At 71.8% G+C, this 19,072-nt stretch carries 15 protein-coding genes; 12 read left to right on the top strand and 3 right to left on the bottom strand.

The features are described from left to right. The first annotated feature begins 33 nt into the window (after positions 1–33). From ACGF8B_RS23765 to ACGF8B_RS23735, 7 genes are all read left to right on the top strand, one after another. Positions 34–978 (top strand): LLM class F420-dependent oxidoreductase, encoded by a 945-nt coding sequence (locus tag ACGF8B_RS23765; RefSeq protein WP_392741856.1) that lies wholly within the window; start codon positions 34–36, stop codon positions 976–978. A gap of 10 nt (positions 979–988) precedes the next feature. Beyond that, positions 989–1,786, top strand: coding sequence for an SDR family NAD(P)-dependent oxidoreductase (locus tag ACGF8B_RS23760; protein WP_392741852.1), 798 nt, complete (start codon positions 989–991; stop codon positions 1,784–1,786). Between the two features lie 108 nt (positions 1,787–1,894). Further along, positions 1,895–3,016 (top strand): LLM class flavin-dependent oxidoreductase, encoded by a 1,122-nt coding sequence (locus ACGF8B_RS23755; RefSeq protein WP_392741849.1) that lies wholly within the window; start codon positions 1,895–1,897, stop codon positions 3,014–3,016. 164 nt (positions 3,017–3,180) lie between these two features. Beyond that, positions 3,181–4,920, top strand: coding sequence for an amidohydrolase family protein (locus ACGF8B_RS23750; RefSeq protein ID WP_392741846.1), 1,740 nt, complete (start codon positions 3,181–3,183; stop codon positions 4,918–4,920). A gap of 14 nt (positions 4,921–4,934) precedes the next feature. Next, positions 4,935–6,395 (top strand): aldehyde dehydrogenase family protein, encoded by a 1,461-nt coding sequence (locus ACGF8B_RS23745; RefSeq protein ID WP_392741843.1) that lies wholly within the window; start codon positions 4,935–4,937, stop codon positions 6,393–6,395. A 247-nt stretch (positions 6,396–6,642) separates the two neighbouring features. After that, positions 6,643–8,208 (top strand): APC family permease, encoded by a 1,566-nt coding sequence (locus ACGF8B_RS23740; protein ID WP_392741840.1) that lies wholly within the window; start codon positions 6,643–6,645, stop codon positions 8,206–8,208. A 328-nt stretch (positions 8,209–8,536) separates the two neighbouring features. Next, positions 8,537–9,718, top strand: coding sequence for a macrolide family glycosyltransferase (locus ACGF8B_RS23735; protein WP_392741837.1), 1,182 nt, complete (start codon positions 8,537–8,539; stop codon positions 9,716–9,718). A 22-nt stretch (positions 9,719–9,740) separates the two neighbouring features. On the opposite strand, the gene ACGF8B_RS23730 is transcribed toward ACGF8B_RS23735, so the two are convergent. Both ACGF8B_RS23730 and ACGF8B_RS23725 read right to left on the bottom strand, forming a co-directional pair. Further along, positions 9,741–10,484, bottom strand: a complete 744-nt coding sequence (locus ACGF8B_RS23730; protein ID WP_392741834.1) for a siderophore-interacting protein — start codon at positions 10,482–10,484, stop codon at positions 9,741–9,743. Between the two features lie 70 nt (positions 10,485–10,554). Then, complete coding sequence (locus ACGF8B_RS23725; RefSeq protein ID WP_392741832.1) at positions 10,555–11,124, bottom strand: DNA polymerase ligase N-terminal domain-containing protein; 570 nt, start codon at positions 11,122–11,124, stop codon at positions 10,555–10,557. A 267-nt stretch (positions 11,125–11,391) separates the two neighbouring features. On the opposite strand from ACGF8B_RS23725, the gene ACGF8B_RS23720 reads away from it, so the two are divergent. Genes ACGF8B_RS23720 through ACGF8B_RS23710 form a run of 3 tightly spaced genes read left to right on the top strand, consistent with a single transcriptional unit; the run spans position 11,392 to position 14,436 of the window. Continuing rightward, a complete protein-coding gene (locus ACGF8B_RS23720; RefSeq protein ID WP_392741829.1) occupies positions 11,392–12,735 on the top strand; it encodes an MFS transporter in 1,344 nt (447 codons plus the stop codon). A gap of 43 nt (positions 12,736–12,778) precedes the next feature. Continuing rightward, on the top strand, positions 12,779–13,396 hold the full coding sequence (locus ACGF8B_RS23715; protein WP_392741826.1) for a TetR/AcrR family transcriptional regulator: 618 nt from the start codon (positions 12,779–12,781) through the stop codon (positions 13,394–13,396). Further along, complete coding sequence (locus tag ACGF8B_RS23710; RefSeq protein WP_392741823.1) at positions 13,393–14,436, top strand: DMT family transporter; 1,044 nt, start codon at positions 13,393–13,395, stop codon at positions 14,434–14,436. Before ACGF8B_RS23715 ends, ACGF8B_RS23710 begins: the two co-directional genes overlap by 4 nt. A 315-nt stretch (positions 14,437–14,751) precedes the next feature. Here the strand turns inward: ACGF8B_RS23710 and ACGF8B_RS23705 are convergent, their stop codons facing one another. Beyond that, complete coding sequence (locus ACGF8B_RS23705) at positions 14,752–16,257, bottom strand: CehA/McbA family metallohydrolase (RefSeq protein WP_392742039.1); 1,506 nt, start codon at positions 16,255–16,257, stop codon at positions 14,752–14,754. 190 nt (positions 16,258–16,447) lie between these two features. On the opposite strand from ACGF8B_RS23705, the gene ACGF8B_RS23700 reads away from it, so the two are divergent. Both ACGF8B_RS23700 and ACGF8B_RS23695 read left to right on the top strand, forming a co-directional pair. Beyond that, a complete protein-coding gene (locus tag ACGF8B_RS23700) occupies positions 16,448–17,293 on the top strand; it encodes an LLM class F420-dependent oxidoreductase (RefSeq protein WP_392741820.1) in 846 nt (281 codons plus the stop codon). A gap of 297 nt (positions 17,294–17,590) precedes the next feature. Continuing rightward, entirely contained in the window at positions 17,591–19,072 is a 1,482-nt protein-coding gene (locus tag ACGF8B_RS23695) for a peptidoglycan D,D-transpeptidase FtsI family protein (protein WP_392741817.1), read from the top strand.

The raw sequence follows: 19,072 nt of genomic DNA, 5'->3' as shown, positions 1-19,072 counted from the left end.
GTGTGTCAGATCAGTTCGGGAGGAGGCCGTACGGTGCCGATATCGACCGCCGGGCCGCTGTCGTACGGGATGCAGCTGCCGATCCAGTCGCAGAGCACCATCTATGCCGAGGGGTGGGAGGCGGCGGCCGGTGCGGCCGATCTCGCCGAGATCGCCCGCACCGCCGACCGCACCGGCTTCGCCTACCTGGCGAGCTGCGACCACGTAGCCATCCCCCGGCGGCTCGCCGCGGTCATGGGTACCGTCTGGTACGACCCGGTCGCCACGCTCGCCTTCCTCGCCGGGATCACCGAGCGGGTGCTGCTGATGAGCCATGTCGCCGTCGTCGGCCTGCGGCACCCGCTGGCCACCGCCAAGCAGTACGCCACCCTCGACCACCTCAGCGGCGGCCGGCTGATCCTCGGGGTCGGCGCCGGGCACGTGAAGGAGGAGTTCGAGGCGCTCGGGGCGGACTTCGACGGGCGGGGCGGGGTGCTGGACGAGACCATCGACGCGCTGAAGTCGGCGCTCGGCCCCGATGAGTACCCGGAGTTCGCGGGGGAGCGGTTCGCCTTCTCCGGGCTCGGGCAGCTGCCGCGCCCGGCCCGGGAGCGGGTGCCGGTCTGGGTGGGCGGCTCCTCGCCGGCCGCGGTGCGCCGGGCGGCCGTACGGGGAGACGGCTGGCTGCCGCAGGGCGACCCGAGGGAGAAGCTGCCCGCGCAGATCGCCCGGCTGAAGGAGCTGCGGGAGGCGGCCGGGGTCGGGGCGCCGATCGTCATCGGCGCGATCACCGAGCCGCTGTACGTCGGTGAGCCGGACTGGTCCGTCGGGCGGCGCACCCTCACCGGGAAGCCGGAGGCCCTCGCGGAGTCGCTGCGCGCGTACGCGGCCATGGGCGTCCACCAGATCCAGGTGCGGTTCCGCAGCCGGAGCCGCAGCGAACTGACCGACCAGATGGCGGCGTTCGCCGCCGAGGTCGCACCCCATCTCGACAGGTAGGAGTCAGGCCATGGGCAAGCTGGACGGGCGGACCGTACTCATCAGCGGTGCGGCGCGCGGGCAGGGCGAGCAGGAGGCGCGGCTCTTCGCCGCGGAGGGCGCGCGGGTGGTGATCGCCGATGTGCTCGACGAGCAGGGCGAGGCGCTGGCCGAGGAGCTGCGGGGCGAGCTGGGGAAGGACGCCGCCCGCTTCGTCCACCTGGACGTGAGCCGGGAGGAGGACTGGCAGGGCGCGGTCGCCGCCGCGAAGGACGCCTTCGGCCGGATCGACGGGCTGGTCAACAACGCGGGGATCCTGCGGTTCAACGAGCTGGTGAGCACGCCGCTGGAGGAGTTCCAGCAGGTGGTGCAGGTCAATCAGGTGGGCGCGTTCCTCGGGATCAAGAACGTCGCGCCCGAGATCGAGGCCGCGGGCGGCGGGACCATCGTCAACACCGCCTCGTACACCGGGCTGACCGGCATGGCGTTCGTGGGCGCCTACGCCGCCACCAAGCACGCGGTGCTCGGCCTGACCCGGGTGGCCGCGATGGAGCTGGCCGGGAAGGGGATCCGGGTCAACGCCGTCTGCCCCGGCGCCGTGGACACCGCGATGACCAACCCGGCGGCGCTGGACCCGGCCGCGGACCCGGAGGAGTCCAAGGCGGCGGTGGCCGAGCTGTACCGGAAGCTGGTGCCGCTGGGGCGGATCGGGCGGCCGGAGGAGGTGGCGGCGCTGGCGCTCTTCCTGAGCTCGGAGGACTCCTCGTACATCACCGGACAGCCGTTCGTCATCGACGGGGGATGGCTGGCGGGCGTCAGCCTGTTCTGAGCCGAGCTGACGATGCGTCAGCTATTGACGGGTAACGGTGCCGGTGGAACAGTCGGACGCATCAAGATCTGACGGAGTGTCAGAAACGATTGAGGACGGTGAACCCCCTTGGAATTCGGGCTCTTTGTACAGGGGTATGTGCCCGCCGCACGGGCCAAGGTCGACCCCGGGGCAGAGCACAAGGCGCTGATCGAGGAGACCGAGTACGTCATCCAGGCGGACAAGTCCGGCTTCAAGTACGCCTGGGCCTCCGAGCACCACTTCCTGGAGGAGTACTCGCACATCTCGGCCAACGACGTGTACCTGGGATACCTGGCCCACGCCACCGACCGCATCCACCTCGGATCAGGCATCTTCAACCCGCTGGCCCCGGTCAACCACCCGGTGAAGGTGGCCGAGAAGGTCGCCATGCTCGACCACCTCTCGGAGGGACGCTTCGAGTTCGGCTCGGGGCGCGGGGCCGGCAGCCACGAGATCCTCGGGTTCATGCCGGGCATCACCGACATGAACCACACCAAGGAACTCTGGGAGGAGACCATCGCCGAGTTCCCCAAGATGTGGCTCCAGGACGAGTACGTCGGCTTCCAGGGCAAGCACTGGTCGCTGCCGCCCCGCAAGATCCTGCCCAAGCCGTACGGGAAGTCGCACCCGGCGATGTGGTACGCGGCCGGCTCGCCGTCCTCGTACGCGATGGCGGGGAAGAAGGGGCTCGGCGTGCTGGGCTTCAGCGTGCAGAAGGTCTCCGACATGGAGTGGGTCGTCGAGTCGTACAAGACGGCCGTCAAGGACGCCGAACCCGTCGGGGACTTCGTCAACGACAACGTCATGGTCACCTCCACGGCCATCTGCGCCGAGACGCACGCCAAGGCCGTCGAGATCGCGGTGGGCGGCGGACTGAACTACCTCCAGTCGCTGCTCTTCCGCTACCACGACACCTTCCCCCGGCCCGACGGCATCCCGGAGTGGCCCGAGCTGCTCCCGGAGTACACCGAGGAGATCATCGAGCTGCTGATCGCCGAGGAGCTGATGATCTGCGGCGACCCGGACGAGGTGCTGGCGCAGTGCAGGCGGTGGGAGCAGGCGGGGGCGGACCAGCTGAGCTTCGGGCTGCCGATCGGGGTGAGCCGTCAGGACACGCTGAACTCGATCAAGCTGATCGGTGAGCACGTGATCCCGAAGATCGACACGGACCCGGTGCACCGGACCTCACGGTTCCGCGACGCGGCGTAGCGGTCGCCCGGGGCACTGCCCCGGACCCACGCTCCCCGGCCACCGGAGGGGCCCGATCGGACCAGCGGCGTCTTCCCGGACCGCCGCTCCGTGGAGCCGGGGTGCGTACCGCGGCCGTGCGCACCCCGGCTGCACATCCACCCACCACAGAAGGGACCCCCGTCATGCTCGACCACCTCATCCGCGGAGCGACCGTCGTGGACGGCACCGGCGGGCCCTCGTACCCCGCCGACCTCGGCATCCGTGACGGCCGCATCGCCGTCGTCGCCGAGCCGGGCACGCTCACCGAGGAGGCCGTCACCACCGAGGACGCCACCGGTCTGGTCCTCGCGCCCGGGTTCGTCGACCCGCACACCCACTACGACGCCCAGCTCTTCTGGGACCCGTACGCCACCCCGTCCATGAACCACGGCGTCACCACCGTCGCCGGCGGCAACTGCGGGTTCACCCTCGCCCCGCTGCACCCCGGGCGCCCCGAGGACGCCGACTACACCCGGCGCATGATGTCGCGGGTGGAGGGCATGGCCCTCAAGGCGCTGGAGGAGGGCGTGGACTGGAGCTGGTCCAGCTTCCGCGAGTACCTCGACGCCCTCGAAGGGCGGATCGCCGTCAACGCCGGGTTCATGGTCGGGCACTGCGCCCTGCGCAGGCACGTCATGGGCGCCGACGCGATCGGCGGACAGCCCACCCCCGAGCAGCTCGACGCGATGCTCGCGCTGTTCCACGACGCGATGGACGCCGGGGCCTGGGGGCTGTCCACCACCCAGTCCGCCACCCACTCCGACGGCGACGGGCAGCCCGTCGCCTCCCGGCACGCCCTGCCCGAGGAGCTCCTCGCCCTCTCCCGGGCCGTCGGCGAGCACGAGGGCACCCAGCTCGAAGCGATCGTGGCCGGCTGCCTCGATCAGTTCGCCGACGAGGAGATCGAGCTGCTCGTCGACATGAGCGCCACCGCCGGACGCCCGCTGAACTGGAACGTCCTCACCATCGACGCCGCCGTCCCCGAACGTGTACCGCGCCAGCTCGTACCCAGCGAACGGGCCCGCCGGGCCGGGGGCCGGATCGTCGCGCTGACCATGCCGATCCTCACCCCGATGAACATGTCGCTCGGCACCTTCTGCGCCCTCAACCTCATACCCGGCTGGGGCGACATCCTCGCCCTCCCCGTCCCCGAGCGCATCGAACGGCTCCGCGACGCCGCCACCCGCGCCGAGCTGCTCCGCCGCGCCGACAGCAAGGAGGCCGGCGTCTTCCGCCGCCTCGCCGACTTCGGCCGGTACGTCATCGGCGACACCTACAGCACGGCCAACGAAGGACTGACCGGCCGCGTGGTGCGCGACATCGCCGCCGAACGCGGCCTCGACCCCTTCCACTGCCTGGTCGAGATCTGCGCCGCCGACGAGCTGCGCACCGTGCTGTGGCCGATGCCCACCGACAACGACCCCGCTTCCTGGGCGCTGCGCCGGGAGACCTGGGAGCACGAGGACGTCATGCTCGGCGGCTCCGACGCGGGCGCGCACCTGGACCGGATGTGCGGCGCCCCGTACACCACCCGGTTCATCGGGGACTGCCTGCGCGGTCGGAAGCTCGTCACCCTGGAGCGGGCGGTGAAGATGCTCACCGACGACCCCGCCCGGCTCTTCGGCCTCCGTGAGCGGGGCCGGATCGAGGAGGGCTTCCACGCCGACCTCGTCCTCTTCGACCCGGAACGCATCGACGCCGGTCCCGCCACCCTCGTCCACGACCTGCCCGGCGACAGCCCCCGGCTCGACTCCCGGGCCATCGGCATCGTCTCGGTCCGGGTCAACGGGGTGGAGACACTGCGCGACGACAAGGTGACCGGCGCGGTCCCCGGCACGGTGCTCCGCTCAGGCCGCGACACCCGGACGGTGAGCACGGTATGAGCGGTGAGCACGGTATGAACGGAGACCGGAAACTGCTCATCGGGGGCCGGTGGACCGAGCCCGACCACGGCCACTACGAGGTGATCGACCCGGCCACCGAGGAGGTGGTCGGCCGCGCCCCGGAGGCGAGCCGCGAGCAGGTGTACGCGGCGGCCGCCGCGGCCCGGGAGGCCTTCGCCACCTGGTCCCGGACCCGCCCCGGGGAGCGGGCCGAGATCCTGGACCGGGCGGCCGGTCTGATGCTGCGCGACCTCGACGGCAACGCCGCGCTCGCCCGCGCGGAGAGCGGCGCCACCACGGGGACGGCCCGGGGCATGCAGGTCGCGGTGGGCGCCTCCCGCTTCCGCCGGTACGCCAGGGGCGCCCTGGAACCGGTCGAGGAGGCGATCACGCCGCAGATCAACGAGGCCGGGCCGATGGGGCGGGCAGGGGTCTTCGGGGCGCTGGCCGTCCGCCAGCCGGTCGGCGTCGTCACCTGCATCACCTCGTACAACAACCCCTGGGCCAACCCGGCCGGCAAGGTGGCGCCCGCGCTGGCCATGGGGAACACGGTCGTCGTGAAGCCCGCCCCGCAGGACCCGCTCTCCGTCTACCGGATGGCCGAGGCGCTCGAAGCGGCGGGCGTTCCGCCGGGCGTCGTCAATGTCGTCACCGGGTCGGGCCCGGAGGCGGGCGAGGCAGCCGTCGACTCCCCGGACGTCGACATGGTCAGCTTCACCGGCTCCACGGCGGTCGGGCAGCGCATCGCGGAGGTGTGCGGGCGCGGGATGAAGCGGCAGCTGATGGAGCTGGGCGGGAAGGGCGCCGCGGTCGTCCTCGACGACGCGGACCTCGACTCCGCGGCGGCGGGCATCGGCACCACGTTCTCCTTCTACAGCGGCCAGATCTGTACGGCCCCGACCAGGGTCCTGGTCCAGCGTGATGTCCATGACGCGCTGATCGGGAAACTCGCCGCCTACGCCGGTCATCTGAAGGTGGGCGATCCGGCGGCCAGGGGCACGGTGGTCGGCCCGGTCATCTCGGCCGCCCACCGCGACCGCGTCGAGTCGTACGTCGAGCTGGGCCGGAAGGAGGGGGCGAGGGTGGTCACGGGCGGCGAACGCCCGGCCGGGCTCGACCGCGGTTTCTACGTCGCCCCCACCCTCCTCGCCGACTGCACCAACGAGATGCGCGTCGTCCGCGAGGAGATCTTCGGACCGGTCGTCGTGGTCGTGCCCTTCGACGACGAGGAGGAGGGCATCGCGCTCGCCAACGACAGCGACTACGGGCTGATCGACTACGTCTGGTCCTCGGACGTGGCCCGCGCCTTCCGGGTGGCCCGGCGGCTGCGGGCCGGCGGGGTCGGCGTGAACACCATCGGGCGGAACATGGAGGCCCCGTTCGGCGGGTTCAAGAAGAGCGGTGTCGGGCGCGACGTCGGTTCGTACGCCCTGCACGCGTACAGCGAACTCCAGTCGATCGTCTGGCCCGGCTGAACCGGCACACGACCGTGGGTGTCCGCTGAGCGGACACCCACGGGAAAATTTGAAACACCATAAAACGGGCACTGTTGCGATTCCCGTACGGTGCTGCGATCGAGCCTCGACCTCGCATAGAAAGGCTGTGTTCGCGAACGGCCTTCAATTAATCAAGGTCTTTCCGTATTGTTGCCCGGAATTCAAGGATGAGACGGCGGAGTCTCATCCTCCGGATGTGGAAATCGCAGCGTTTATCGTCCTTTTCATGACTCAGCTGGACGTGCGGCCGCAGGCCGGAGACACGGCGAGCGGCGCCGCCCCGGCCGGCGGCGGCGTACGCGGCAAGGGCCTCGGCGGGAACTCCGTCGGCCTGATGGGCAGCGCCGTCATCGGCATCTCCACCGTCGCTCCGGTCTACTGCCTCACCTCCACCCTCGGCTCCACCGCGGGAGAGGTCGGCGTGCAGATGCCCGCCGTCTTCCTGGCCGGCTTCCTGCCGATGCTGCTCGTCGCCTTCGCGTACCGCGAGCTCAACAAGGCCATGCCGGACTGCGGCACCTCGTTCACCTGGACGGTCAAGGCGTTCGGCCCGCGCATCGGCTGGATGTGCGGCTGGGGTCTGGTCATCGCGACGATCATCGTCCTGTCGAACCTGGCCGGCGTCGCCACCTCGTACTTCTGGCTGCTGGCCGGCGAGATCACCGGCAACGACTCGATCGCCGCCCTGGACGACAGCAAACCCGTCCACATCCTCACCTGCCTCGCCCTGATCGCGGTCGCCACGGCGATCAGCTACCGGGGGATGACGGCCACCAAGGGCCTCCAGTACGCGCTGGTGGGCCTCCAGCTGGTGGTCCTCGCGCTGTTCGTGGCGATGGCCGTGCAGAAGTCGCGGAGCGGGGAGTTCGCCTCGTCGCTGGACTTCTCCTGGTCCTGGCTGAACCCGTTCGCCGTGCAGTCGTTCGCCGCGTTCACCGCCGGTCTGTCGCTGTCGATCTTCATGTTCTGGGGCTGGGACGCCTGTCTGACCGCCAACGAGGAGACCACCGGCAGCGAGAAGACCCCCGGGCGGGCCGCCCTCATCGCGATGGTCGTGCTCGTCGGCTCCTACCTGGCGACCGGTGTCGCCGCCCAGATGGCCGTCGGCTCCGGCACCTCCGGGCTCGGCCTCGCCAACCCCGGCACCTCCGACAACGTCTTCGCCGCGCTCGCCGGCCCGGTCATGGGCCCCGGCCTCGGCATCCTGCTCTTCGTCGCGGTGCTCGCCTCGGCCGCGGCGAGCCTGCAGACCACCTTCATCCCGGTGGCCCGCACGGTGCTCGCGATGTCCACGTACGAGGCCCTGCCCGCCTCGTACGCCCGGGTCCACCCGCGCTTCCGGACCCCGGGCAGGGCCACGATCACGGCGGGCGTCGCGACCGGCGTCTTCTACACGGTGATGACCCTGGTCAGCGAGCACGTCCTGGTCGACACGATCTACGCGCTCGGCCTCATGATCTGCTTCTACTACGCGCTGACCGCGTTCGCCTGCGCCTGGTTCTTCCGCGCCGATCTGACCCGCTCCTTCCGCGACCTGGTCTTCAAGGGCCTGTTCCCGGGCGTCGGCGGCATCCTGCTCACCGCGGTCTTCGGCAAGACCCTCTACGACATGTGGGATCCGGCCTACGGCTCCGGCTCCTCGGTCTTCGGGGTCGGCTCGGTGTTCGTCATCGGCGTCGGACTGCTGCTGCTCGGCGTGGTGCTGATGCTGGTGATGCGGCGCCGCAGCCCGGCGTTCTTCCGCGGCGAGGTACTGACCAAGGAGACCCCGGCCCTGGTGGTGGAGGACTGAGGGCTGTCCCGCCAGGAATTGCGGGACGGCCCTCAGGGCCCTGCGTCTGGATCGGGCCGGATCGGGCGCCGGGGCACGCGAGCCCGGCACGGTCCGGACGAGAGGCCCCGGGGCCGCGCGGGTCCGCCCGGCGGAAAACCCCGTGCGAACGGGTCCGGGGCCGGGCTATGGTCCCCGGCATGTACTTCATGCATCAGATCTACGGCTGACACACGGGCGGGGCGAGTACCCCGCCGCACCCGAGTGCGCGCCACGGTGTTGCGTCCCGTGGCCGGCGCACCGGTTCGTCGTGTCCCATTCCCCGTAGACCTGAAACGAGTGGTCATCCATGTCACGTCGCCGTGCCCATGTCTCGATGATCGGCATTCCCGCCGTCAGTCATGTCCTGCCCAGCCTTGAGATCATCCGGGAGCTGGTGGCCCGGGGCCACCGGGTGAGCTACGCCAACGACCCGGCGGTGGCCGGTCTGATCGAGGCCACCGGCGCCGAGTTCGTTCCCTACGGCTCCGTGCTGCCGGTCGCCGACAACAACTGGCCCGAGGACCCCATCGGGGCGATGGGCGTCTTCCTCGACGAGGGGGTCCAGGCCCTCCCGCAGCTGCGGGCCGTCTACGACCACGACCCCGCGGACCTCTATCTGTACGACATCGGCGCCTACGCCGCACGCGCCCTCGGCGAGGCGCAGGGCCGTCCCCTCATGCAGCTGTCCCCGACGTACGTGGGCTGGGAGGGCTACGCCGAGGAGGTCGCGGCACCCATGTGGCAGCTGCCGGGCGCCGACGCCTACCGGGCGAGGTTCGCCCGCTGGCTCGCCGGGTGCGGGGCGACCACCCTCGAAGTGGACACCTTCTGCGGACCGCCCGCGCGGTCCCTGGCGCTCATCCCGAAGGCGATGCAGCCGAACGCGGACCGGGTCGACACCGGCACGGTCACCTTCGTCGGTCCCTGCTTCGGCGGCCGGAAGGACAAGGAGACCTGGACGCGCCCCGAGGGCGCCGGGAAGGTGCTCCTGGTCTCGCTGGGCTCGGCGTTCACCAAGCAGCCGGAGTTCTACCGCCGGTGCCTGGCCGCCTACGGCGACCTGCCCGGCTGGCACGTGGTGCTCCAGATCGGGAAGTACACGGACCCGGCGGAGCTCGGCGACATCCCGTCCAACGTCGAAGTGCACTCCTGGGTGCCCCAGTTGGCGATCCTCGGACAGGCCGACGCCTTCGTCACCCACGCCGGGATGGGCGGCAGCAGCGAGGGGCTGTTCACCGGTGTGCCGATGATCGCCGTCCCTCAGGCCGCCGACCAGTTCAACAACGCCGACCGGCTCGTCGAACTGGGCGTGGCCCGGCGCATCGACACCGAACAGGCGACCGCCGAGGCGCTGCGGACCGCCCTGACCGAACTCGTCGCCGATCCGGAGGTCGCCCGCCGCTCGGCGCTGCTCCGGGCCGGGGCACGGGCCGAGGGCGGCACACCGCGGGCCGCCGACCTGATCGAGGAGCTGCTGCCCCGGGGCTGATCCGGCGTCGGGCGGACGGCGGTCAGTCCGCCGTCCGGCCGGCGCGCCAGTAACCCAGCGCGTTCACCCGCTCCCTGGGGACGGCCAGGTCCTTGCGTACGTACGCGGACAGGGACCTGGTCGTCGCCGTGTCGCAGGCGATCCAGACGTACGCGTCGGAGGCGTCGGACCCCAGCAGGCCGGGCAGCGATTCCTTGACCCCGGTGACCAGTCCGGCGCCCCGGTCCCGGCGCGGTATCCGGTGCAGGGTGTGGTGGTCCGGGTCCAGCCGGAGCGGCAGCTTCTCGTCGGAGGCGTGCGCCGTCTCGAACCAGATGGTGGCGGGGGTCTGCGGGACCGCGTCCAGCAGCGAGTTGATCGCGGGCAGCGAGGCCCGGTCACCGATCACGAAGAGCCGGTCGGGGCGGGGTTCGGGCAGCTCGAAGCCGGTGCCCTGGAGGGTCGCGTCGATCGTGTCGCCCGGCCCGGCCGTGCGCGCCCAGTCGCTGGCGGCTCCGTCGTGCAGGGCGAATTCCAGGCTGAACGTCCCGGCGTCCGGGTCGGGGTCGACCAGGGTGTAGGCGCGCTGATGCGGTCTGCCGCCCCGCTCGAACCAGATCCTGACCCACATCGTCGGATGCGCGCCGCCGGTCGCGGCCAGCAGCCCGCCGTCGGTGAGGTGCACCCGGCGGAAGCCCTCGGTGACCTGCTCGGCGCCGGTCACGGTGAACGTGAAGTCCCGTCCCCGCATGAGCTTGAGGACAACGCCCTCCCAGCCGTGACCCACAGCTGCCCCTCCCCGCCCTCGATATCATTTTAGGTGAGGCTAACCTAAGTTTCGAGGTGCGGGAAGTGTGTCACGGGGAGCCGCTTCCCTCCTCGGCCGCGACCTGGGCCAGGGTGCGGCCGGTGCGGGCCGAGCGGGCGAGGTACGGGTCGGGTGTCTCGGGACCTTCCCGGGTGGCCCGGCCGTCCTTGGCCTTGATCAGCAGCCACACCTCTGCGCCCGGGGCGTCGCCGCCCTTGAAGCGGGTGAGGGCGAACTCGCCGTGCAGCTTGGCTCCGTCGAGCCAGAACGTCGCGTGCCCGTCCTCCAGGGACTGCTCGAACGGTACGGGCGCGCCCCACCGGTCGTGGCTGAGCGGGCGGTAGGTGCCCTGGTCCCAGACGATCACCGTGCCGCCGCCGTACTCGCCCTTCGCGATGACGCCCTCGAAGGTGCGGTACTCCAGCGGATGGTCCTCGGTGGGCACGGCCAGTCGCCGCACGCGCGGATTCTCCGAAGGTCCGCACGGCACCGCCCAGGACTTCAGTACGCCGTCGACCTCCAGCCGGAAGTCGAAGTGCATGCGCCGCGCCTGGTGGATCTGTACGACGAAGCAGGGCGCCTGGCCCGCGCGTCCGCCGTTGTCGCCGGTCACATCCATCCGGACACCTCCTCCGGCAGCCCCCGCCCGGTACTCCCCACTCCCTTCCACTGTGACGCCCCCGGCCCCGACGCGCACCGGGACGGGTTCCGGGGCCGGTGCGGACCGGCGGGTGCTCGTGCGGAGAGGTGCGGGCGGGGGTGGGCCGGTGTGCGCTCGTGCGGCCGGTGCGGGCCAAGGTATCTCGCCATCAAGTATCTTGACGTCGAGAGTATTTTTGCGGCAGTCTTCGTCCCGTTCGAGATCTCTGCCCGAGGGGGGCGCGTGATGCGGCGAGGCGAAGCGCGAGGAAAAGGGCGCGGGCAGGGTCTGCCGGCCCAGTTGCGCAATCCGCCGGGCGGCCGCGACGCGCGGATCATGCTGCTCGCCCTGGCCGTGGACCGGACCGGCTCGGGGCTCTGGGCCGCGTCCTCGGTCCTCTACCTCACCTTTGTCACGCATCTGAGCGCCCAGCAGATCGGCGTACTGCTGGGCGTGGCCGGAGTCGCGGGCATCGCCGGATCGCCGCTGGCCGGGCGGCTGGCCGGCCGCTTTCCGGTGCGCCCGCTGCTGATCGGCTGCCATCTGCTGCGGCTGGTGACGCTCGTACTGGTCCTGGTGTGCACGGGCTTCGACGCGCTGCTCCCGGTCGTCGCCGTGACCTACCTGGGCGACCGGGCGGCGAAGACGCTGGAGATGCTCTTCGCCACCAGGGCGGCGGGCGAGCGCCGCGCCGCGTACCAGGCGCTCTCGCGCAGCGCGGCCAACGCGGGCTACGGAGTCGGCGCCGGGATCGCGGCGATCGGCCTGCTGGTGGGGACCACGGGCGCCTACCGCGTCCTGATCCTGGGCAACGCGCTGTCGTTCGTCGTCGCCGCGGTGCTGGTGTGGCGTACCGGCGAGCCGTCGGGAAGCGCCGTCGAGGTGGCACGTTCCGGGGGAGCGGAGCCGGCCGCCCGGGGCGAGGGCGAGGGCGCGGACGCGGGGGCGCGGGGCTCCGCGCGCGGGGGCGGTCCGTGGCGGGACCGGGGCTATCTCACGTTCGTCCTGCTGGACATCCCGATGAATCTCGACGACTCGATCCTCGCGGTCGGTCTGCCGCTGTGGCTGGTGAATCGCACCTCCGCACCGCACGCCCTCGTCCCGGCCTTCCTCGTCATCAACACCGTGCTGGTCGTGGTGCTCCAGCTGAGCGTGTCGAGGCGGGCCGAAGGGCCGCGCCGGGTGGCCCGGGCGGTGCTGCTGTACGGAGTCCTGATGCTCGTCTGCTGCGGCTTCCTGGCCGTGGCCACCCGGGGCGGGGCCTGGGTGGCCGGGGCCGTTCTGCTCACCGCCGCGCTGCTGGTCACGCTGGCGGAGCTGATGCGGTCGGTGAGCTCCTGGGAGCTCGCGGTCCTGCTCGCGCCGCAGGACGCCCGTGCCGCGTACCTGGGGGTGGCCGGGATGTCGCAGTCCATCCAGAAGTCCGCCGGGCCGCCGCTGCTGACCGGGGTGGTGATGGCCGCCGGTCCGGCCGGCTGGCTGGTGCTCGGGGCGGCGGTCGCGGGCCTGGCGGTCGTGCAGAGCCGGAGCTGCGCGCGGCGGCTCGGTCTCGGCACGGACCGTGCGGGGGCCGCCCTCGCCGCCCAATGAAAATTAGGTAGACTGACCTACCTAATCAAGGAGGCGGGCAGTCATGGGCGACGCAGGGGCCGAGGAGAAGCAGCGGCAGCCGGTGAAGCGGCGGCGCGGGGCGGCGCGCGGGCGGATCCTGGACGCCGCCGCGCGCCGGTTCTACGCCGACGGCGTGGCGGCGACCGGCATCGACACGATCACGGCCGAGGCCGGCGTCGCGAAGATGAGCCTCTACAACAACTTCGACTCCAAGGCCGACCTGGTCTGCGCCTATCTCCAGGCCCGGCACGAGGAGTGGCTCGACCTCTACCGGCGGCGGCTGGCCGACGCGCCGGGACCGGTGGCGGGCGTACTGGCGGTCTTCGACGCCTACGCCGACCACGCCGACCTCGCCTACGAGCACGGCTTCCGGGGCTGCGGCCTGCTCAACGCGGCCGCCGAACTGCCCACCGGGCACGAGGGCCGGACCGTGGTCCGCCGGCACAAGGAACAGGTCGAGGGCCTGCTCGCCGCCCACCTCCGCGAACTGCTGCCCGGCCGCGACGAGCAGGCCCGGTCCGTGGCGGAGCACCTGGCGTTCCTGCTCGAAGGGGCCATCGTGCGCGCCGGTCTCGAAGGGGACGGCACCCGCATGCGGCGCGCCCGGGACCTGGCCGCATCCCTGCTGGACACCCTGTGACCGGCCCCGCCCGCACGGCCGCCTCCGCCCGCACCACCCGGCCCGCCGCCGGACCGGGCCTGGGCGCGCTCGCGGTCCTGCTGGCCTCGGTGCTCTGGGGCACCACGGGCACCGCCGCGACCTTCGCGCCCCAGGTGGGCCCGCTGGCCATCGGCGCCGCCGCGATGGGTCTGGGCGGACTGCTCCAGGCCCTGCTGGCCGGACGCCGGATCGCGAGGGCCCGTCCGGAGCTGAGGGCGCAGTGGCGGATCGTGCTCGTCGGGGGCGCGGGCGTGGCGCTGTATCCGCCGGCGTTCTACACCTCCATGCATCTGGCCGGGGTCGCGGTCGGAACGGTCGTCTCCATCGGCTCGGCCCCGCTGGCCTCGGCCCTGATCGAGCGGTTCGCCGACGGCCGGCGCCTGTCCCGGAGGTGGCTGGCGGGGGCCGCCCTGGGGCTGGCCGGCACGGTGCTGCTCTGTGCGGCCGAGGCCGCGCAGGCCGGTACCGGGGCGGGCGCCGGCTCCGTGCGGGGGACCGTCGTCGGCGTGGCGCTCGGGCTGGTCGCGGGCCTGACCTACGCCGTGTACGCGTGGGCGGCGCACCGCCTCATCACCCACTCGGTCACCTCGCGGGCGGCCATGGGCGCGGTGTTCGGCCTCGGCGGGCTGATGCTCGTACCGGTGCTGCTGGCCACCGGCGCGCCGCTGGTCGACTCCTGGACGAACGCGGGTGTCGGGATCTACATGGCGCTGGTGCCGATGTTCACCGGGTACGTCCTGTTCGGCTACGGCCTGTCCCGGATCCCCGTCAGCACCGCGACGACCCTGTCCCTGCTGGAGCCCGCCGTGGCGGCGGTGTTCGCGGTGCTGGTCGTGGGCGAACACCTGCCGGTGCTCGGCTGGACCGGCATCGCGCTGGTCATCGCCTGTCTCGGCGTACTGACCGTCCCCTCCCGCCGCCTCCGCAGCGCGGAAGCGCCGAAGGGGGCGCGGGGGGAGGCGCGGGAGCACGACCCGGATGCGCCGGAGTCCCGCGACGGACTGGCCCTGAACGCCTGACGGCCGCCGCGCGGGGCCGGGGAGCCCCGGCGGTGCGTGGTCCGGCAGGCGGACGAGCAGCCGCACGAGCCGCCCGCGTCCGGCCGGGACGCGGGCGCGAGCAGCGCACGGCCGCACGGCCGGGTCCGGCAGCCCGAACAGTGCGCAGCCCCCCCCGGGACGCGGGCGCGAGCAGCCCACGGCCGCACGGCCGGGTCCGGCAGTCCGAACAGTGCACCGCCACCTGCTCTCCTCCCCTCCCCGCGCTCTCCCTCCCTGCGCTCTCCCCCCTCGCCCTCTCCCTCCCGGACCGTGCAGCGGTGAGCGCCCGAGTGCTCAGCGCCCTTCCAGGAAGACCGGATTGGTGAGCGCGGCCAGTGCGCCCGGCAGCCCCGGCACCGCCGCCGGATGCCGGACCTCGGCCCGTACGTAGGCGGCGTAGGCCGGCGTCGTACGCCACTGGACCGTCCCCGTGCCCGACTCGGGCAGCCCGGCCGTGAACAGCGTGCCCTGGTCGGTGACGAAGTGTGCCGTGCAGCCGGGCGCCCCGGTCACCTCAAGCCGCACGGTGACCGGGGTGTCGTCCCCGTCCACCCGCAGCCGCTCGCCGATCCCGGCGTGCAGCCCGCGCCCGCCGAAGACGCCGAAGGAGAGCGTGAGCGCGGACGACTCCGCGACGTACGAGTGCCCGGCCCGGATCCCGGCCACGATCGCCTCGCGCGACAGCTCGTCGGCCAGCACGACGGTCTGCGGCAGCCCCACCTCGTCCGGCTCCCGGTGCGCGTCGCTGCTGCCCATCGCCGGAACCCACGGCTTGGACCAACGGGCGGCGGCGACCAGGGAGTTGTCCCACTCGGCGAGGGCGATCTCGTCATCCGGGGTGTACGCCCCGTTCCACACCTCCACCGCGTCCGCCTCGCCGAAGCCGAACTTCCAGTGGCAGCCGATGCAGGTGGCGTGCGGGTGGGCGGGCACGACCAGGCCACCGGCCCGGCGCACGGCCTTCGCGTAGTGCCCGAACCGGTTGTCGCGGGCCCGGTAGCGCCAGTCCACGAACGTGCCCGGATCGGTGGCCACCGCGAGCACGTGCCCGTTGCGGGTGGTGATCTCCTCGCCGGTGAGGACGAGCAGGTCGTCGCCCCACAGTCCGCCCCACGCCCCGTGCGCGGAGTACGTGTTGTGCTCGCTGCTGTTGATGAAGTCGAGCCCGGCCGCGCGGGCGGCGGCGGCGATCTCGGCGGGGGTACGCCTGCCGTCCGAGTGCACGGAGTGCAGATGGCAGTCCCCCCGGTACCAGGCCCGTCCGCGCCCCTTCGCGCGCTCCGGCGGATACACCGGCTCCGGCGTCGGCCCGGCGGGACCGAACCGCAGGGTGACCGTCACCTCGTACGGCAGCCCCTCGGGGGCGACGGTGTACGGACCGAGCGCGATGTTCCACGTACCGGCCCGCACCGGCCCCGCGATGTAGCCGGGCGTCGCCTCGTCCGCCCGGATGAAGAAGCTCGCGCGCGCCCCGCCGGACCACCCGCGGAACCCGCGCCCGCCCAGTTCGGTGCCGCGCTCGTCGAAGATGCCGATGTCGAGGGCGTTGCCCTGCGTCCCGGCCGGCACGGGAGTCCTCTCGTACGCGTACGAGACGGCTATCTCCCTCACCCCGCGCGGTACTTCGACCGGCAGGTACACGAAGTCCGGCGACCCGGTCGGCAGGGTGCCGCGCACGGTCCTGGTCCGTTCCGGACCGGCGTCGGTGCCGTCGTTCGGGGGCGTGGCGTCGGCGAAGCTCACAGTGCCCAACGTTAGAGCGGTGGCGGCCGTCCCGACGAGAAGGCCGCGCCTGGCCATCGGGTGGCCGTGGGCGGAATGCGATACGGACATGCGAATGGCTCCCCGGGTGTCGTGAGTGGCAACGGGTCTCGCCCCCGAACCCTGACGGCACCCGATGAACTACGGAAGAACGCCGATGGACCGGACCGCACGGCACGCGACGGCATACGTTGGGGCCCTCACCGGATCACGACGGAGGTGTCCTCGTATGCGGATCAGCACAACGATCTTCCTCACCGACGAGACGATCACGCCGCTGCGGCTCGCCCGCGAGCTCGAACAGCGCGGCTTCGCAGGGCTCTACCTGCCCGAACACACCCACATCCCGGTGAGCAGGGACACCCCCTACCCGGCCGGCGGTGAACTGCCGCCCGAGTACGGTCGCACCCTGGACCCCTTCGTCGCGCTCGCCCAGGCCGCCGCCGTCACCGAGCACCTGACCCTGGGCACCGGCATCACGCTCGTCGCCCAGCACGACCCGATCGACCTGGCCAAGCAGATCGCCACCCTGGACCACCTCTCCGGCGGCCGCTTCACGCTGGGCATCGGCTACGGCTGGAACGTGGAGGAGGCCGCCGACCACGGCGTGGACTGGCCGGCCCGCCGTGACCTGGTCCGCGACCGGATGGCCCAGATGCGCGCCCTGTGGGCGGACGAACCCACCGCGTACGAAGGTGAGTTCGGCTCGGTCCGGGCCAGCCACGCGTACCCGAAGCCGGTCCGGCGGCCGCGCGGCCCGGTGAACGGCCCCCGCACCCTGATCGGCGGCGCGGCGGGCCCGAAACTGTTCTCCCACATCGCCGAGTACGCCGACGGCTGGCTCCCCATCGGCGGCCGCGGCCTGACCGAGTCGGTCCCGACCCTCCGTGCGGCCTGGGACGCGGCGGGCCGCGACCCGAAGAACCTCCAGATCGTCCCGTACGCGGTCCTCCCGAGCGCGGGCAAGCTGACGCACTACGCGGACCTGGGCATCGAGGAGGTCGTCCTGCAGCTGCCCCCGGCCGGCGAGGCGGAGGTACTGCGGACGCTGGACGGGTACGCGGAGTACCTCTGACGGCGGGGCGGGTGTCGGCCGGGTCGGTTGGAGGGGTTCGCTGCCGGACGGGTGGCGGAGGCCGATGCGGCCGCTGCCCAGGTGCCCGTGTGCGGGTCGGTGGCAATTGTCGCAGTTGTGCCCCACGGCTGTGGTGAGCCCGAGGCGTCGGGCCCGCCGCTGCGGCAGCGCGGGCCGGACGAGCTCGTCGTGCTCGGTCTGCGGCGCCGGGTTGGTTGTGAGTGCAACCATTTGGCCGCAATCGGTATCTTTCTCAGTTGAGGATCACGCACGCGCGAGCACGGGAGTGGATCGACGATGAACAGGCCGTTGCGGCACATAGCCATATTTTGCGGGCTGCTGGTGATGGCGCTGCTGGTGCGGGCGAACTGGATCCAGTACGTCAAGAGCGAGCCCCTGGCCAACCACGAGAACAACCGCCGGGTGAAGATCGCCCAGTTCGCCACCCCGCGCGGCGACATCATCGTGGGCAGCGACGCGGTCACCGGTTCCAAGGCGGTCGAAGGGACGGACTTCAAGTACCGGCGGACCTTCAAGGAGGGGCCGATGTACGCCCCCGTCACCGGATACGCCTCGCAGGCGCAGGGCATGTCCCTGCTGGAGAAGACGTACGACAGCATCCTCAGCGGCCAGGACGACCGGTTCGCGTTCCGGCACGCCAAGGACATCATCACCGGCGAGCCGCGGCGCGGCGGTTCCGTGATCACCACGATCGACCCGAAGGCGCAGAAGGCCGGCTACAAGGGGCTGACCGACCTCAAGGCGCGCGGCGCGGTCGTCGCGCTGGAGCCGGAGACGGGGAAGGTCCTGGCTCTCGTCTCGACGCCCTCGTACGATCCGTCCGTCTTCGCCGGGAACTCGTTCAAGGAGGGCGACAAGTTCCAGGCCCTCGTCAAGGACAAGAGCAAGCCGCTGGCCAACCGCCCGCTGCGGGAGACCTTCCCGCCCGGCTCGACGTTCAAGATCCTCACGGCGGCCGCGGCCCTGGAGAACGGCGTGGTCTCCGATGTCGACGCCCGGACCGACGCCGTCTCCCCGTACCCCCTGCCGCTCTCCACGAACAAGATCGGCAGCGAGGCCGGCGACGCGGTGTGCAACAAGGCGTCCATGAAGACCGCGATGCAGTACTCCTGCAACAACGTCTTCCTCGACGCGGCGTCCAAGGTCGGCGACAAGAAGATGCGTGAGACCGCGGAGAAGTTCGGCTTCAACGCCGATGTCTACTCCGAGGAGTTCGGTGACATGCTCGCCACCAAGAGCCTCTACCCGGAGAAGCTGGACAAGCCCGGGACCGCGCTGACGGGCATGGGGCAGGGCAGCCTCACCAGCACGCCGATGCAGATGGCGATGGTGACCGCCGCCCTCGCCAACGACGGCAAGCTGATGCAGCCGTACATCGTCGACGAGCTGCGCGGCCCCGACCTGTCGGTCCTGGAGAAGAACGAGCCGAAGCTCAAGAGCCAGGCCGTTTCCTCGGAGACCGCGAAGAAGGTCCAGGAGATGATGGAGTTCACGGCCAAGGAGGGCAGCGCCCAGCGTGCCCTGATCGACGGCGTCACGGTCGGTGGCAAGACCGGTACGGCGCAGCGCGGCGTCAATGTGAACGACGAGGTGCCGTACGGCTGGTTCGTCTCGTACGGCAAGGCCGGCGGGAAGTCGGTGGCGGTCGCGGTGTTCATCGACCCGACGGACATGGACATCTCCCGGTCGGACATCTCCGGTGGCCGGCTGGGCGCGCCGATCGCGAAGAGCGTGATGAAGGCGGTGCTGGGCAAGTAG

It is taken from the genome of Streptomyces sp. NPDC047917 (assembly GCF_043204345.1).
GTDB lineage: Bacteria > Actinomycetota > Actinomycetes > Streptomycetales > Streptomycetaceae > Streptomyces > Streptomyces sanglieri.
This window is presented reverse-complemented; position numbering and strand designations above follow the sequence as displayed.